This is a genomic window from Variovorax sp. CCNWLW235 (assembly GCF_037204085.1).
Lineage (GTDB): Bacteria > Pseudomonadota > Gammaproteobacteria > Burkholderiales > Burkholderiaceae_C > Variovorax.
In genome coordinates, this window is record NZ_JBBCBW010000005.1 from 178,480 (window position 1) to 194,366 (window position 15,887).

The 15,887-nt window shown below is 65.1% G+C and carries 11 protein-coding genes; 5 read left to right on the top strand and 6 right to left on the bottom strand.

The window, feature by feature from the left end; genetic code table 11:
- Window positions 1–30 precede the first annotated feature (30 nt).
- On the bottom strand, window positions 31–1,110 hold the full coding sequence (locus V9L21_RS08425) for a quinone-dependent dihydroorotate dehydrogenase (RefSeq protein WP_337310871.1): 1,080 nt from the start codon (window positions 1,108–1,110) through the stop codon (window positions 31–33).
- A 40-nt stretch (window positions 1,111–1,150) separates the two neighbouring features.
- On the opposite strand from V9L21_RS08425, the gene rpiA reads away from it, so the two are divergent.
- Complete coding sequence (gene rpiA / locus V9L21_RS08430) at window positions 1,151–1,879, top strand: ribose-5-phosphate isomerase RpiA (protein WP_337310873.1); 729 nt, start codon at window positions 1,151–1,153, stop codon at window positions 1,877–1,879.
- A gap of 48 nt (window positions 1,880–1,927) precedes the next feature.
- On the opposite strand, the gene V9L21_RS08435 is transcribed toward rpiA, so the two are convergent.
- The 5 genes from V9L21_RS08435 to V9L21_RS08455 form a co-directional block, all read right to left on the bottom strand.
- The gene (locus tag V9L21_RS08435; protein ID WP_337310875.1) at window positions 1,928–2,572 is read right to left on the bottom strand and encodes a glutaredoxin family protein; all 645 of its coding nucleotides are present in this window, start codon (window positions 2,570–2,572) and stop codon (window positions 1,928–1,930) included.
- 30 nt (window positions 2,573–2,602) lie between these two features.
- Window positions 2,603–4,663 (bottom strand): M3 family metallopeptidase, encoded by a 2,061-nt coding sequence (locus V9L21_RS08440; protein WP_337310877.1) that lies wholly within the window; start codon window positions 4,661–4,663, stop codon window positions 2,603–2,605.
- 5 nt (window positions 4,664–4,668) lie between these two features.
- Window positions 4,669–5,520 carry a bifunctional methylenetetrahydrofolate dehydrogenase/methenyltetrahydrofolate cyclohydrolase FolD gene (folD, locus tag V9L21_RS08445; RefSeq protein ID WP_337310879.1) on the bottom strand — a complete coding sequence of 284 codons (852 nt, stop codon included), beginning with the start codon at window positions 5,518–5,520 and terminating at the stop codon, window positions 4,669–4,671.
- 80 nt (window positions 5,521–5,600) lie between these two features.
- Window positions 5,601–6,233: a response regulator transcription factor gene (locus V9L21_RS08450; protein WP_012747279.1), complete on the bottom strand. Its 633-nt coding sequence runs from the start codon at window positions 6,231–6,233 to the stop codon at window positions 5,601–5,603.
- On the bottom strand, window positions 6,230–8,770 hold the full coding sequence (locus V9L21_RS08455) for a PAS domain-containing sensor histidine kinase (protein WP_258505829.1): 2,541 nt from the start codon (window positions 8,768–8,770) through the stop codon (window positions 6,230–6,232). The genes V9L21_RS08450 and V9L21_RS08455 overlap by 4 nt, the downstream gene beginning before the upstream one ends.
- Window positions 8,771–8,986: 216 nt before the next feature.
- Here V9L21_RS08455 and aceE point away from each other — a divergent pair, with 216 nt between their 5' ends.
- Genes aceE through lpdA form a run of 4 tightly spaced genes read left to right on the top strand, consistent with a single transcriptional unit; the run spans window position 8,987 to window position 15,849 of the window.
- Window positions 8,987–11,701 carry a pyruvate dehydrogenase (acetyl-transferring), homodimeric type gene (gene aceE, locus V9L21_RS08460; protein WP_337310881.1) on the top strand — a complete coding sequence of 905 codons (2,715 nt, stop codon included), beginning with the start codon at window positions 8,987–8,989 and terminating at the stop codon, window positions 11,699–11,701.
- A 49-nt stretch (window positions 11,702–11,750) separates the two neighbouring features.
- Complete coding sequence (gene aceF / locus V9L21_RS08465; RefSeq protein WP_337310883.1) at window positions 11,751–13,439, top strand: dihydrolipoyllysine-residue acetyltransferase; 1,689 nt, start codon at window positions 11,751–11,753, stop codon at window positions 13,437–13,439.
- Entirely contained in the window at window positions 13,436–14,029 is a 594-nt protein-coding gene (locus V9L21_RS08470) for an MFS transporter (RefSeq protein ID WP_337310885.1), read from the top strand. Before aceF ends, V9L21_RS08470 begins: the two co-directional genes overlap by 4 nt.
- Window positions 14,026–15,849: a dihydrolipoyl dehydrogenase gene (gene lpdA, locus V9L21_RS08475; RefSeq protein WP_337310887.1), complete on the top strand. Its 1,824-nt coding sequence runs from the start codon at window positions 14,026–14,028 to the stop codon at window positions 15,847–15,849. The genes V9L21_RS08470 and lpdA overlap by 4 nt, the downstream gene beginning before the upstream one ends.
- Window positions 15,850–15,887 lie beyond the last annotated feature (38 nt).

A 15,887-nucleotide genomic window follows, 5' to 3' on the forward strand; every position in this document is an offset into this window, starting at 1 on the left:
GAAAACCAGCGCTGAAAAAAGCGAGAAGGCTCAGGCTGCGCTGCGAACTTGCAGCAACGCCTGAGCCGCTTCGCGCACGAGGGTCGGGCCGCGATAGATGAGACCGGTGTAGATCTGCACCACGTCGGCACCCGCGGCAATCTTGGCCTTGGCGTCGGCCCCACTCAGGATGCCGCCCACCCCGATGATCGGAAAACCTGTTCCCAGCGCCGCGCGCAACTGGGCGATCACGCGGTTGCTCGCCTCGCGCACGGGGGCACCTGAAAGCCCGCCGGCTTCGTCGGCATGCGGCAGGCCCGCGACCGCGTCGCGCGCCAGGGTGGTGTTGGTGGCAATCACGCCGTCCATGCCGTGGCGCTGCAGCGTGGCGGCGATGACCGCAACCTGGCTTTCGTCGAGATCGGGCGCGATCTTCACGAACAGCGGAACGCGCTTGCCGCCGCGGTCGGCAAGCACCTGCCGCCGCTCGGCGATGGCACCCAGCAACGCGTCGAGCGCTTCGTCGCTCTGCAGCGTGCGCAGATTGGCCGTGTTGGGGCTCGAGATATTGATGGTCACGTAGTCGGCATGCGCATACACGCCGTCCAGGCAGGCCACGTAGTCGTCCACAGCCCGCTCGATGGGGGTGCTCGCGTTCTTGCCGATGTTGAGGCCGAGCAGCATCGGCTTCTTGCCCGCGCTGCTGCCGTTCTTGCGGAAGCGCGCCTTCTGCACGTTGGCCAGAAAGGCGTCGAGTCCCTCGTTGTTGAACCCGAGCCGGTTGATCAGCGCGTCGCGCTGGGGCAGGCGGAACATGCGCGGCTTGGGATTGCCCGGCTGCGCCTTCGGCGTGACCGTGCCGACCTCGACAAAGCCGAAGCCCATGGCGGAAAAAGCGTCGATGCAGCGGGCGTTCTTGTCGAGCCCGGCCGCCAGGCCGACGCGATTCGGGAACTGCAGCCCCGCGAGGGTGACCGGGTCCTCGACCCGCGAAGCAGCGTACGCGCAGGCCAGCGGCGTGTTCTGGGTGCGGGCCAAGCCGTCGAGGGTCAGTTCGTGGGCATGCTCCGGGTCGAAGCCGAACAGAAAGGGCCGGGCCAGGCCGTAGAGCGAAGAGGGGAGCAGGGGCATCGGATAATTCTCGACTTCAATGAGCCAAGGATTCTCCGCGATGACTGCACCCGTTTCCCCTTCTTCCGCTCCCGGCGCCGGCGCCACCAGCGCAATCTCCCAGGACGAGCTCAAGGCCCAGGTTGGCCGGGCTGCGTTGGCCTACGTAGTGAAGGGTGAAATCGTCGGCGTGGGCACCGGCTCGACCGTGAACAAGTTCATCGACGCCCTGGCCACCATCAAGGACGAGATCAAGGGCGCGGTGTCGAGCTCGGTCGCCTCGACCGAACGCCTGCGCGCGCTGGGCATTCCGGTGTTCGACAGCAACGAGGTTGAGGAACTCGGCGTCTACATCGACGGTGCGGACGAAATCGATCATCGCGGCTTCATGGTGAAGGGCGGCGGTGCGGCGCTCACACGCGAAAAGATCGTGGCGGCGCAGTCGCGGCGCTTTGTGTGCATTGCCGACGCATCCAAGCTGGTCGACACGCTCGGCGCATTTCCGCTGCCGGTGGAAGTGATTCCAATGGCGGCGCGCCGCGTCATGCGGCAGTTCGAAGCCATGGGCGGCATCGCGCAGGTGCGGGAAAAAGACGGCGTGGCGCTGGTGACCGACAACGGGCAGCACATTGTCGACGTCACAGGGCTGCGGATCAGCGACCCGCTTGCCTTCGAATCCGAGGTGAGCCAGTGGCCAGGCGTGGTCACCGTCGGCGTGTTCGCTCACCAGAAGGCCGACGTGTGCCTGCTGGGCACCCCTTTGGGTGTGCGGACGATGACGTTCGAGTGAAGAGACAAGCGGCTGCCGGCTTCAACCGGCTGCCCGCTCAGGAACCGCTCAGAACTTGATGCCTGCGGGGTTGCTGGGAGTCGGCCCGCTGGGAGCAGGCGCAGGCTGCTGCGGAGCAGGAGCGGCCGGCGCGGGTTCGCGCGCCACGGGGGCCGCCTGCACGGCAACCAGCGGTCGGGCCGGCGGATTGCGGTAAGTCGCAGGCAGGCTGTTGCTCTTCGGATAGCCCGCGGCGTCCAGGTACTGCGACCATTCAGTGTCGGAAAAGCCCTTGAGCTGCTGCGAACCGATCGTCAGCAACGGCAGCGAGGCCTGGCTGCTCATTCGCTGCAGCGCCTCCACGTCCTGGTTGCTCTTGATGGTGCGTTCTTCAAAAGGAATGCCGCGCGTGGTGAGCAGCGAGCGGGCGGCGCCGCACGGCGCGCATTCTTCGCCCGTGTACAGCGTCACGGGGTAGCGCTGTGCCACCTGGCGCAGTTCATACGGCAAGCCGGCATTGGCCGGCGGCGTGATGCCGGCTTGCGGCCCCGTGGCGGGCTCGGTGCTGGCGGTGGGGGCCCGGTCCGAAAAAGTGACCTTGCCGTTCTTGTCGACGTTGCGATAGATCGGCTGGGCCATGGCACCTGCTGCAACGAGCAGCAGGGCGAAGCCGGACAGGCAATGCAAGGAGGTTTTCTTTTGGATCGAATGCATTGCCTGAGTATCGCAAGCTTCAGGCCCGCTTCAAACGGGCTGGGCCTGCGCCATGCCCTGGTGTCGCAGCAGCGCATCAAGCTGCGGCTCGCGGCCGCGGAAAGCCTTGAACGAATCCATTGCGCTGCGGCTGCCGCCCGCTTCGAGGATGGCCTGGCGGTACCTGCGGCCGGTCTCGATGTTCGGCTGGCCGTCGGCGCCCACGGTCTCCTCGAAGGCGGCGTAGGCATCGGCGCTCAGTACTTCGGCCCACTTGTAGCTGTAGTAGCCAGCCGCGTAGCCGCCCGAGAAGATGTGGCTGAAGGTGTTGGGCGTGCGGCTGAAAGGCGGCGCGGGCATCACGGCCACCTCGGCGCGCACCTTGCCCAAGAGCGCGAGCACGCCGCCCGGCTGCGCGTTGCCGGCCTGGTATTCGGTGTGCAGCAGCATGTCGAACAGCGAGAACTCGATCTGGCGCAAGGTCTGCAGTCCGCTCTGGAAGTTCTTGGCGGCGGTCATCTTGTCGAACAGCGCGCGCGGCAGCGGCTCGCCGGTGTCGACGTGGGCGGTCATGTGCCTGAGCACGTCCCATTCCCAGCAGAAGTTTTCCATGAACTGGCTCGGCAGCTCGACGGCGTCCCATTCGACACCGCTGATGCCGGACACGTCGCGCTCGTTCACCTGCGTGAGCATGTGGTGCAGGCCGTGGCCGAATTCGTGGAAGAGGGTGGTCACGTCGTCGTGGGTGAGCAGCGGCGGCTTGCCGTCCACGCCGCTCGCAAAGTTGCACACCAGCTGCGCCACCGGCGTTTGCAGGGTGCCGTCGTCGGGCCGCAGCCAGCGTGCGCGCACATCGTCCATCCAGGCGCCGCCGCGCTTGGCGGCACGGGCGGAGGGGTCGAGATAGAACTGGCCGACCTTCTGCACGCCGCCAGCCGTCTGGCGCTCGATGCGATAGAACTCCACGCTCGGGTGCCAGGTGGGGGCGCTGTCGCGCCGGATGGAAACCTCGAACAGCGTTTCGACGATCTTGAACAGGCCGGCCATCACCTTGGGCGCCGGGAAGTACTGCTTGACCTCCTGCTCGCTGAAGGCATAGCGCGCTTCCTTCAGCTTTTCGCCGATGTAGCTCCAGTCCCAGGCTTGCGGATCGGCAATGCCCAACTGCTCCGATGCGAACACGCGCAGGTCGGCGAGGTCGCGCTCGCCATATGGTTTGGCCTTGGCCGCAAGATCGCGCAGGAACTTGACCACCTGCTCGGGCGATTCGGCCATCTTGGGCACGACCGAGAGTTCGCCGAAATTCTTGTAGCCGAGCAGCCTGGCTTCTTCTTCGCGCAGCGCAAGGATCTCGTTGATGAGCGCGGTGTTGTCGAAAGCCGGATCGCCGAGTTCGCTGGCGCGCGTGACATACGCGCGGTAGAGCGTTTCGCGCAACGCGCTGCTCTTGGCAAACTGCATCACGGGCAGGTAGCAGGGCATCTTGAGCGTGAGCTTGTAGCCTTGCTTGCCCTCGGCTTCGGCGGCCGCGCGGGCGGCGCCAATCACGTCTTCAGGCACGCCTTCGAGTTCGCCAAGCGCTGCGTAGTATGAGAAAGCGTCGGTGGCGTCGAGCGCGTTCTCGCTGAATTTCTGACTCAGCTCGGCCTGGCGTTCCTGGATGTCGGCAAAGCGCTTCTTTGCGTCGCCCTGCAGTTCCGCGCCGCCGAGCACAAAGTTGCGCACGGCGTTGCGATGCGCCTGGCGCTGCTCGGGGTTGAGGGTGGCCGCGTCAATGGCCTTGTACTTGGCGTACAGGCGCTCATCGGAACCCAGGCGGGTCCAGAACGCGGTGACGCGGGGCATGGCCTCGTTGTAGGCGGCGCGCAGTTCCGGCGTATCGGCCACGGCGTTGAGATGGCCCACGGCGCCCCATGCGCGGCTGAAGCGCTCGGACGCGACGTCGAGCACCTTCGAAATTGCATTCCAGTCGGCCGGAAAGTCAGCCGCCGTGACGGTTTGCAGCGCCGCCTCGGCATCGGCCAGCAAGATATCGACCGCGGGCGCGACGTGCTCGGGCTTGATGCGGTCGAACAGCGGGAGATCGGCGAAGTCGAGGAGGGGGTTGGTCATGGAAATCACTTTGCGGCGCGTTCCGCAGCTTCAAGAGTGTTGGCGAGCAGCATTGCGCGCGTCATGGGGCCGACGCCGCCGGGCACGGGGGTGATCCAGCCGGCCACTTCCTTGACGCCGTCGAAATCGACGTCGCCGGCCAGCTTGCCGTCTTCCTTGCGGTTCATGCCCACGTCGATTACCACGGCGCCCGGCTTCACCATGTCGGCCGTCAGCAGGTTGCGCTTGCCCACGGCCGCAACGATCACGTCGGCCTGCCGGGTGATGGCGGCCAGGTCTTGCGTGGCGCTGTGGCAGATGGTGACGGTGGCGTTCTTGGCCAGCAGCATCATGGCCATGGGCTTGCCGACGATGTTGCTGCGGCCGATGACCACTGCGTGCTTGCCGCGCAGGTCGTAGCCGATGGATTCGAGCATCTTCATGCAGCCGTGCGGGGTGCAGGGCCAGAAGCCCGGCTGGCCGACCATCAGCGCGCCGGCGCTGGCCACATGGAAGCCGTCGACGTCCTTGGCCGGAGAGATGGCTTCGATGACGCGGTGGCTGTCCATGTGCTTGGGCAGCGGCAGCTGCACCAGAATGCCGTGCACCCGGGGGTCGTCGTTGAGCGCCTCGATGCGGGCCAGCAGTTCGGGCTCGGTCATGCTGGCGGAATGGCGTTCGAGATGCGCGGTGAGCCCGGTCTGGCTGCTGTCGTTGACCTTGTGCTTCACGTAGACCTGGCTCGCCGGATCTTCACCCACCAGGATGATGGTCAGCGTGGGTTCCACGCCGCGCGCCTTCAGGGCGGCAATGCGGCCGGCAACATCGGCGCGGATTTTCTGGGCCAGCGCATTGCCATCGATCAATTGAGCGGTCATCGGTTTCGATTTTCCAAGTAAAAACGCCCGCTTGCGCAGGCGTGGGGAACATTCGTCGCTATCGGGGAGATAGCTGGTTTTCAGGCCTTGGCTGCGGGCGCCGCCTGCCCGAGCGCGATCTTGAGCAGATCGGCCACGGTGTTGGCGTTGAGCTTTTCCATGATGTTGGCGCGGTGCGCCTCGACGGTCTTGATGCTGATGCCCAGGTCGTCGGCAATCTGCTTGTTCAGGCGGCCGGCGACGATGCGCTCGAGCACCTGGGCTTCGCGGCCGGTGAGCTTGGACAGCAGCGCGTCGCGGCTGGCCGACTGCTGGTGCTGTGTGAAGGCGCCGCGCGCGTGTTCGAGCATGCGCTCGACCAGCGTGACGAGCTCTTCGTCGTTGAAAGGCTTCTGGATGAAATCCATGGCGCCTTTCTTCATGCTGTCGACCGCCATCGGCACGTCGCCGTGGCCGGTGATGACCACGATGGGCAGCGGGGAGCGCCGCTCGATCAGCCGGTCTTGCAGCTCGAGCCCGGTCATGCCGGCCATGCGGATGTCGACGATCAGACAGGCGACTTCGCGCGGGTCGTATCGGGAAAGAAAAGACTCGGCTGAATCGAAGCAGCGAACCCTGTAGTCCTTGCCCTCGAGCAGCCATTGCAGCGAATCTCGTACGGCCTCGTCGTCATCGACGACATAGACAGTGCCCTTCTTCGGAATCAAACTCATGCAGGTACCTTTGCCTCGTCGCTTGCTACGGAACTGGGAGCGTCCAACACCGGAATCCAGAAGGAAAAGCGGCATCCGATCACATCCGGGCCATTGTAGATGTTCTCCGCCTGCATCCGTCCACGGTGCGACTCGACGATGGTGCGGCACAGATTCAGCCCGATACCCATGCCTTCGGGCTTGGTGGAGAAGAAGGCCTCGTAGAGCCGGTCCATCACTTCGGGCGCCAGGCCCTTGCCGGTGTCCTGCACCGAGAACTCGATGGCATTGTGGCCCTCGATCACCTTGGGCAGCACGCGCAACTCCACGCTCCGGCGGGCCAGGGGGCGCTCTGCAATGTCGATTGCCTCGGCAGCGTTCTTCAGCAGGTTGACCATCACCTGCTCGATCAGGATGGGGTCCACGCGCACCACGGGCAGCCGCGCCGCAACGTAGTGGTTGAGCCGCACATTGCGCCGCCGCAGTTCGATGCCCGCGAGTTCGACCGCCTCGCTCACCATGGTGGCAACGTCGGCGGGCGTGCGGTTGGGCTCGCTGCGTTTCACGAAGGAGCGGATGCGCTGGATGATCTGGCCCGCCCGCTGCGCCTGCTTGGAGGTTTTTTCCAGTGCCGCGAGCAGCGCCTCGGTGTCGATCGACTGCCCCTTGATGCGGGACATCATCCCGTTGCAGTAGTTGGTGATGGCCGTGAGCGGCTGGTTGAGCTCGTGCGCCACGCTGGAGGCCATTTCGCCCATCGTGATCAGGCGGCTCGCGGCCTGGGCGCGGTCGGCCTGCGCGGCCGCCTGCTCCTCGGCGTCGCGCCGCGGCGTGATGTCGGTGGCAATCACCAGCTGGGCGAGCCGCCCGTCGACCCAGGTGAGATAACGCGAACGCACTTCGAGCCACTTGCCCAGGTGCGGCACGAAGATCTCGTTGTTGGCGGTCTGGGCGGCGGTCAGGGTATCGATCGGCAGGCCGGCGTAGGGGTCGACGTCGTCCAGGCCCTCGTCGTGCGCATTGGAGGCCGGCACACCGGCCTGCGCCACCATGCCCAGGTGGCCCACGGTGTCGGAGCCGAACCAGAGCCGGTATAGCTTGTTGGCGAACAGCAGCTCCTCGCTGCCGATGGGGGCCACCGACACCGCGGCGTCGAGGGCCTCCAGCACGGTGGTGAAGCGCTCGTAAGAAGCCGACAGCTGCTCGCGGATGCGCGTGGGCTCGGTGATGTCGGTCATCGACGTCATCCAGCCGGTCTGGTGGCCGCGCGCGTCGATTAGCGGCGACACATACAGCCGCGCATTGAACACGCTGCCGTTCTTTCGCTTCACGCGCACCTGAAAGCCGCCCGGCAGGGCGCGCCCATGCAGTTCTTCCTCGAGCCGCTCGTTCATGACTTCGCGGTCCGACTCCAGCCAGTAGGGGAAGGGCGGCGTCTGGCCCACCAGTTCGGCTTCGCTCCAACCCGTCATCGCGCAGAAAGCAGCGTTCACGTAGGTGATGCGCCCCTGCAGGTCGAGCACGCGCATGCCGGTGAGCATGGAGTTTTCCATCGCGCGCCGGAAGTTGGTTTCGGCAACCAGCCGCTGCTGCGCCTGCTGGCGCCGCCGGGTGTGCCGCCAGGTGCCGATCAGCATCCAGCTGGTGAGCACGCTGAGCGCGCAAACCAGCCAGAACAACCCGTTGCCCACCACCCCCTGCGAGGTGCGGTAGGCCTGGGCCCGCAGCACCAGCGCATTGCCGACGGGCGACACCGGCACTTCGTATTCGTTGGTTCTTTCGGACCATGGCAGGAGGCGCGTGCCGCCTTCCCTGGGGCTCACGGTGTTGCCTGCAATCGGATTGCCCTTGGCGTCTAGCAGCGACACCGCATAGCGCGCCTGCACCTCCGATGGCATGCCATAGCGCAGCAGGCCGTCGATCGAAAACTCGCCCAGCACCACGCCCGCGAACAGGCCCTGGTCGAAAAGCGGAATGTGCAGCTGCAGCATGGCTGTGGGGTCACCGCCCGCCATGGGCTGGGAGAACACCGGTTGGCGCAGTTCGCGTGCCAGCGCGTAGTTGCTCTCGATATCGCCTGGCCGCAGCACGTCGCCGATAAGGTGCTGCTGCGCGGGGTGCACGCTCGGCGCGGAATAACCGGCCTTGAAGCGGCGTCGGTCGTCGATCCAGGTGACCGTTTGCAGTTCGGGGAACTGGCTCACCAGCGATTCCGCGCGGCTCGCGAACTCGACCGGATCGATCTCCCGGTTCGAGGCGTCTCGTGCGATGCGCATCAACTGCTCCTGGCGCTCGAGCAGGCGCAGGCGCATGCGCTGCTGGGCGTATTCGACGTCCCGCCGCACCGATTCCTGCTCGCGCTCGACTTCTTCGGTGCGCAAGTACCAGAACGCAGAAACGATGGCGGCAAGGAACAGCAGCACCGCCGCAATGGGTGCGAGCATGGCGACAGCGTCCTGCAGCACCGGCGTTTGCCGGCGCCACCAGCGGCGCCACCAGGACAGAGGGGACGCATTCACGGCGCTGCGGGCCACCGCCAGCGGAGAGGAAAGAGGCATCTTCCGAGTTTAGGGGATGCTCCCCGGCGAAGCGCGCCAAAGGCCCGGTGCCATTGGTTCCGGCGCGGTTGCAGCCAGAACAACTCGGACCACGAATATCACATTAAGAAATTAATATGCGCCATTTGAAATAGAAGCATTTCTATGCGAAACTCGCCCGCGTTTATCGAAGACCGCACTTAAATTACAGCCACAGCCCCAATAGGAGAGACAAGCATGTCGGCAAATCCCGAGAACCTGTTCGGCTCGGCCGCGAATGACGCGGACGCCCAGGAGACCCGTGAATGGATGGATGCACTGTCCTCCGTTATTCAGAGCGAGGGGCCTGAGCGGGCTCACTTCCTTCTAGAGCAGTTGCTCGAGCATGCGCGGCAGCACAGCATCGACAAGCCTTTCTCGGCCAACACTGCCTACGTCAACACCCTGGAACCCGACCAGGAAGAGCGTTGCCCCGGCAACCTCGAGATCGAGGAGCGCCTGCGCGCCTACATGCGATGGAACGCCATGGCCATGGTGGTCAAGGCCAACCGCCATCATCCGCCCGAAGGCGGCGACCTGGGCGGCCACATCGGCTCCTTCGCTTCGCTGGCCAACATGTTCGGGGCCGGCTTCAACCACTTCTGGCACGCCGAGAGCGAAAACCACGGCGGCGACTGCCTCTACATCCAGGGCCACGTGTCGCCCGGCATCTATGCCCGCGCCTACCTGGAAGGCCGCCTGACCGAAGAGCAACTGCTCAACTTCCGCCAGGAAGTCGACGGCAAGGGCCTGTCGAGCTACCCGCATCCGAAGCTGATGCCCGAGTTCTGGCAGTTCCCCACGGTGTCGATGGGCCTCGGCCCGCTGATGGCCATCTACCAGGCCCGCTTTCTCAAGTACCTGCATGCCCGCGGCATTGCCAACACCGAGAACCGCAAGGTCTGGGTGTTCTGCGGCGACGGCGAAATGGACGAAGTCGAATCGCTTGGCGCCATCGGCTTGGCCGCGCGCGAGGGCCTCGACAACCTGATCTTCGTCATCAACTGCAACCTGCAGCGCCTGGACGGCCCGGTGCGCGGCAATGGCAAGATCATCCAGGAGCTCGAAGGCGAATTCCGCGGTTCGGGCTGGAACGTCATCAAGCTGATCTGGGGCAGCGGCTGGGACCAGCTGCTGGCGCGCGACAAGGACGGTGCGCTCCGCAAGATCATGATGGAGACCAACGACGGCGACTACCAGGCCTTCAAGGCCAATGACGGCGCCTACGTTCGCAAGCACTTCTTCGGCCGCGATCCGCGCACGCTCGAGATGGTGTCCAAGATGAGCGACGACGACATCTGGCAACTGCGCCGCGGCGGCCACGATTCGCAAAAGGTCTACGCGGCCTTCGATGCGGCCGTGAAGCACAAGGGCCAGCCCACGGTGCTCCTGATCAAGACGGTCAAGGGCTTCGGCATGGGCAAGATCGGCGAGGGCAAGAACAACGTCCACCAGACGAAGAAGCTCAGCGACGAGGACATCATGGCCTTCCGCGACCGCTTCAATATTCCGATTCCGGACAGCAAGATTGCCGACCTGCCGTTCTACAAGCCGGCCGACGACACACCGGAAATGAAGTACCTGCACGAGCGCCGCAAGGCCTTGGGCGGCTACCTGCCGCACCGCCGCACAAAGGCGGACGAGAGCTTCACGGTGCCTTCGCTCGACACCTTCAAGTCGGTGATGGAGCCCACGGCCGAAGGCCGCGAGATCTCGACCACGCAGGCCTACGTGCGCTTTCTCACGCAGCTTCTGCGCGACAAGGCGCTCGGACCGCGTGTGGTGCCCATTCTGGTGGACGAGGCCCGCACCTTCGGCATGGAAGGGTTGTTCCGCCAGATCGGCATCTACAACCCCGCAGGCCAGCAGTACACCCCGGTCGACAAGGACCAGGTCATGTACTACAAGGAAGACAAGGCCGGCCAGATCCTGCAGGAAGGCATCAACGAAGCCGGCGGCATGTCCAGCTGGATTGCCGCGGCCACGTCGTACAGCACCAACAACCGCATCATGGTGCCGTTCTACGTGTACTACTCGATGTTCGGCTTCCAGCGCATCGGCGACCTGGCCTGGGCGGCGGGCGACATGCAGGCGCGCGGCTTCCTGCTGGGCGGCACGTCGGGGCGCACCACGCTCAACGGCGAAGGCCTGCAGCACGAAGACGGCCACAGCCACATCCTGGCCAACACCATTCCCAACTGCGTGAGCTACGACCCGACCTTCGCGCACGAAGTGGGCGTGATCCTGCACCACGGCCTCAAGCGCATGGTCGAGAAGCAGGACAACGTCTATTACTACCTGACGCTGCTCAACGAGAACTACGCAATGCCCGGCCTGCAGCCCGGCACCGAAGAGCAGATCATCAAGGGCATGTACCTGTCGAAGCAGGGCCCCGCGCTCAAGGCCAAGGCACCCACGGTGCAACTGCTGGGCAGCGGCACCATCCTGCGTGAAAGCTTTGCCGCGCAAGAGCTGCTCGAGAAGGATTGGGGCGTGTCCGCCTCGGTGTGGAGCTGCCCGAGCTTCAACGAGTTGACGCGCGACGGCCAGGACGCCGACCGCTGGAACCTGCTGCACCCCGACCAGACGCCGCGCGTGCCTTTCGTGGCCGAGCAGCTCGCGCCTACCGCCGGCCCGGTGATCGCGTCGACCGACTACATGAAGGCCTACGCGGAGCAGATCCGTCCCTTCATTCCGAAGGGCCGCAACTACAAGGTGCTGGGCACCGACGGCTTCGGCCGCAGCGACTTCCGCAACAAGCTGCGCGAGCACTTCGAAATCAACCGCCACTACATCGTGGTGGCCGCGCTCAAGGCGTTGAGCGAAGATGGCACCGTGCCCGTAGCCAAGGTGGTGGAAGCGATCAAGAAGTACGGCATCAATGTCGACAAGGTCAACCCGCTTTACGCCTGAACATCAACAACCAACGAACGAACGGCGCCTCACGGCGGGAGACAACGATATGGCAGCAGTGGAAGTGAAGGTGCCGGACATCGGCGATTTCGATGAAGTCGCGGTGATCGAGGTGCTTGTGAAGGTGGGCGACACGGTCAAGGCCGAGCAGTCGCTCATCACCGTCGAATCGGACAAGGCGTCGATGGAAATTCCGTCGTCGACCGCCGGTGTGGTGAAGGAAATCAAGGTCGAAGTCGGCGGCAAGGTGAAAGAGGGCTCCGTGGTTCTGGTGCTCGAGGCCGAAGGGGCTGCGGCAGCGCCGACACCGGCGCCTGCAGCGGCTCCTGCTCCTGCGGCTGCCGCCCCGGCGCCCGCAGCCGTGGCGCCAGCTCCGGCTGCCGCGCCTGCGGCTTCGGGACCCATCGAGATCAAGGTGCCCGACATCGGCGATTTCAAGGATGTCGCGGTCATCGAGTTGCTGGTGAAACCCGGCGACACCATCGCGGCCGACCAGTCGCTGATCACCGTCGAATCGGACAAGGCCTCGATGGAAATTCCGTCGTCGGCTGCGGGCGTGCTCAAGGAGCTCAAGGTCAAGGTGGGCGATACGGTCAATATCGGTGACCTGATTGCCGTGCTGGAAGGTTCGGCCGCCGCCAGCCCCTCACCCCAACCCTCTCCCCAGAGGGGCGAGGGAGCCAGTCCGGCCGCGGCAGCTGCTCCGGTTTCCTCTCCCTCTCCCGCCCCTGCGGGAGAGGGCCGGGGTGAGGGTGCACCCGCACCGGCACCGCACGAACCCACTGTGGCGCCCACCGGCAAGCTGCCGCATGCGTCCCCCTCGGTGCGCAAGTTCGCCCGCGAACTCGGCGTGCCGCTCGAAGAGGTCAAGGGTTCCGGTCCCAAGGGTCGCATCACCCAGGAAGACGTCCAGAGCTTCACCAAGGCCGTGATGAGCGGCCAGGCCAGCACGAAGGCATCCGCAGCCAAGGCACCCGCCGGTGGCGGCAGCGCGGACGGCGCGGCACTGGGCCTCATTCCGTGGCCGAAGGTCGACTTCGCGAAGTTCGGCGCAGTCGAGCGCAAGGACCTGTCGCGCATCAAGAAGCTCAGCGGTGCCAACCTGCACCGCAACTGGGTGATGATTCCGCACGTCACCAACAACGACGAAGCCGACATCACCGAGCTCGAAGCTTTCCGGGTCTCGACCAACAAGGAAAACGAAAAGTCGGGCATCAAGGTCACGATGCTGGCCTTCGTGATCAAGGCAGTGGTTGCGGCGCTGAAGAAATTCCCTGACTTCAACGCCAGCCTCGATGGCGACCAACTCGTCTACAAGCAGTACTACAACATCGGCTTTGCGGCCGACACGCCCAATGGACTCGTGGTGCCGGTGCTGAAAGATGCCGACAAGAAGGGCATTCTGCAGATCAGCGCGGAGATGGGCGAACTCGCCAAGAAAGCGCGTGACGGCAAGCTCGGCTCGGCCGACATGCAGGGCGGCTGCTTCTCGATCAGCTCGCTCGGCGGCATCGGCGGCACGCATTTCACGCCCATCATCAATGCCCCCGAAGTGGCCATCCTCGGCCTCTCCAAGGGCCAGATGAAGCCGGTGTGGGACGGCAAGCAGTTCGTACCGCGCCTGACGCTGCCGCTGTCGCTGTCCTACGACCACCGCGTGATCGATGGAGCCCTGGCTGCGCGCTTCAACGCCTACCTGGGCCAGGTGCTCGCGGATTACCGTCGAATCCTGCTATGACCACCGTAGTGGCCGTCCGCAAAGGCGGCCAGGTCACGATGGCGGCAGATTCCCTGGTGACCTTCGGCGACACGCGGCTTTCGCACCGCGCCGAGGCCAACCAGAAGATCTTCACCATCGACGATGCGGCGGGGCAGAGCCTCTTTGCCGTGGCCGGGGCTGCTGCGCACTTCCTGGTGCTGCAGCATGCGCTGGCCGCGCAGCCGCGCGAGGCGCTGCTGTTCGGCAGCAAGCACGAGATCTTCCGCACCTTCACTCTGCTGCACCCGGTGCTGAAAGACTCGTTCTTCATGCAGACCAAGGAAGACGAGCATGAGCCCTACGAGTCGAGCCAGTTCACGATGCTGATGGCCAACCAGAGCGGCATCTACGGCATCTACAGCTACCGCGAGGTGTTCGAGTTCAAGCAGTTCTGGAGCATCGGCTCGGGACGCAGCTTTGCGCTCGGCGCCATGCATGCGGCCTATGACATCAAGTCGCGCACCGCGCGCGACGTGGCGGAGGCGGGAATCGCCGCCGCCTGCGAATTCGATCGCAATTCGGCCCCACCGGTCGACGTTCTCACACTCAAACTGAAAGTGTCCAAATGAGCGAACAACAAATCAAAGTGCCTGACATCGGCGACTTCGACGAAGTCGCGGTGATCGAGGTGCTGGTCAACGTCGGCGACACGGTCAAGGCCGAGCAGTCGCTGATCACGGTCGAGTCGGACAAGGCTTCCATGGAAATTCCATCGTCGGCTGCCGGCGTGGTGAAGTCGCTCGCCGTCAAGGTGGGCGACAAGGTCAAGGAAGGCTCCGTGGTGCTGACGCTGGAGGTGGACGGTGCCGCAGCGCCCGCGCCCGCAGCAGCCGCTCCAGCGCCAGCCGCCGCGGCGCCCGCTCCCAAGGCGGCTCCTGCGCCCGCTCCGGCCGCGGCGCCCGTCGCTTCCACCTACGGCGGAAAGGTCGATGTCGAATGCGACGTCGTCGTGCTCGGCGCCGGCCCTGGCGGCTACTCGGCCGCATTCCGCGCTGCCGATCTCGGCCTGAAGGTGGTGCTGATCGAGCGCTACGCCACGCTTGGCGGCGTTTGCCTCAACGTGGGCTGCATTCCGTCGAAGGCGCTACTGCACGTGGCGTCGGTCATGGACGAGGTCAAGCACTTCGCCGACCTGGGCGTGAGCTTTGCAGCCCCCACAGTCGACCGCGCCAAGCTGCTCGGCCACAAAAACAAGGTGGTAGGCAAGCTCACCGGCGGCCTCACGGCCATGGCCAAGATGCGCAAGGTGACGGTGCTGCGCGGCGTCGGCAACTTCATCGACCCCTATCACTTGGAAGTGGACGAGACGTCCGGCGCCAGTTGGGACACCACCGGCAAGAAGCAGACCGTCAAGTTCCGCAACGCGATCATCGCGGCCGGTTCGCAGGCCGTGAGCCTGCCGTTCATGCCGAAGAACGATCCGCGTGTGGTGGATTCGACCGGCGCGCTCGAGATGGGAACCGATCCCAAGCGCATGCTGATCCTGGGCGGCGGCATCATCGGCCTGGAAATGGGCACGGTGTATTCCACGCTGGGCGCGCGCCTCGACGTGGTCGAAATGCTCGACGGCCTGATGCAGGGCGCCGACCGCGACTTGGTCAAGGTGTGGCAGAAGATGAACGCGCCGCGCTTCGACAACATCATGCTCAAGACCAAGACGGTCGGCGCCGAAGCCACGAAGGAAGGCATCAAGGTCACCTTCGAGGGCGAGAACGCACCGAAGGAGCCGCAGGTGTATGACCTGGTGCTGCAAGCCGTGGGCCGCAGCCCCAACGGCAAGAAGATCGGCGCCGAGAAGGCGGGCGTGACGGTGAGCGACCGCGGCTTCATTCCGGTCGACATCCAGATGCGCACCAACGTGCCCCACATCTTCGCCATCGGCGACATCGTGGGCCAGCCCATGCTGGCGCACAAGGCGGTGCACGAGGCGCACGTGGCGGCCGAGGTGATTGCCGGCGAACAGAAGGGCGACAAGGAGCTTTCGAGCGCCGCCTTCAACGCCCGGGTGATCCCGAGCGTGGCCTACACCGACCCCGAAGTGGCATGGGTCGGCCTTACCGAAGACCAGGCCAAGGCGGAAGGCATCAAGATCAAGAAGGGCCACTTCCCGTGGAGTGCTTCGGGCCGCGCCATTGCCAACGGCCGCGACGAGGGCTTTACCAAGCTGCTGTTCGACGCCGAAACGCACCGCATTCTCGGCGGCGGCATCGTGGGCACGCATGCAGGCGACATGCTCGGCGAGATTGCGCTGGCCATTGAAATGGGCGCCGACGAGATCGACATCGGCAAGACCATTCACCCGCACCCGACGCTGGGCGAAAGCATCGGCATGGCGGCCGAGGTGGCGCACGGTACCTGTACCGACCTGCCGCCTGCAAAGAAGGCCTGACGAGCCGGTTGAGCCGCTCCGGATAATCGGAGCGGCCA

Bases quoted from the DNA above. Each gene is read 5' to 3' on its own strand.
- V9L21_RS08425 (WP_337310871.1), bottom strand. From the start codon at position 1,110: ATGCCCCTGCTCCCCTCTTCGCTCTACGGCCTGGCCCGGCCCTTTCTG.
- rpiA (WP_337310873.1), top strand. From the start codon at position 1,151: ATGACTGCACCCGTTTCCCCTTCTTCCGCTCCCGGCGCCGGCGCCACC.
- V9L21_RS08435 (WP_337310875.1), bottom strand. From the start codon at position 2,572: ATGCATTCGATCCAAAAGAAAACCTCCTTGCATTGCCTGTCCGGCTTC.
- V9L21_RS08440 (WP_337310877.1), bottom strand. From the start codon at position 4,663: ATGACCAACCCCCTCCTCGACTTCGCCGATCTCCCGCTGTTCGACCGC.
- folD (WP_337310879.1), bottom strand. From the start codon at position 5,520: ATGACCGCTCAATTGATCGATGGCAATGCGCTGGCCCAGAAAATCCGC.
- V9L21_RS08450 (WP_012747279.1), bottom strand. From the start codon at position 6,233: ATGAGTTTGATTCCGAAGAAGGGCACTGTCTATGTCGTCGATGACGAC.
- V9L21_RS08455 (WP_258505829.1), bottom strand. From the start codon at position 8,770: ATGCCTCTTTCCTCTCCGCTGGCGGTGGCCCGCAGCGCCGTGAATGCG.
- aceE (WP_337310881.1), top strand. From the start codon at position 8,987: ATGTCGGCAAATCCCGAGAACCTGTTCGGCTCGGCCGCGAATGACGCG.
- aceF (WP_337310883.1), top strand. From the start codon at position 11,751: ATGGCAGCAGTGGAAGTGAAGGTGCCGGACATCGGCGATTTCGATGAA.
- V9L21_RS08470 (WP_337310885.1), top strand. From the start codon at position 13,436: ATGACCACCGTAGTGGCCGTCCGCAAAGGCGGCCAGGTCACGATGGCG.
- lpdA (WP_337310887.1), top strand. From the start codon at position 14,026: ATGAGCGAACAACAAATCAAAGTGCCTGACATCGGCGACTTCGACGAA.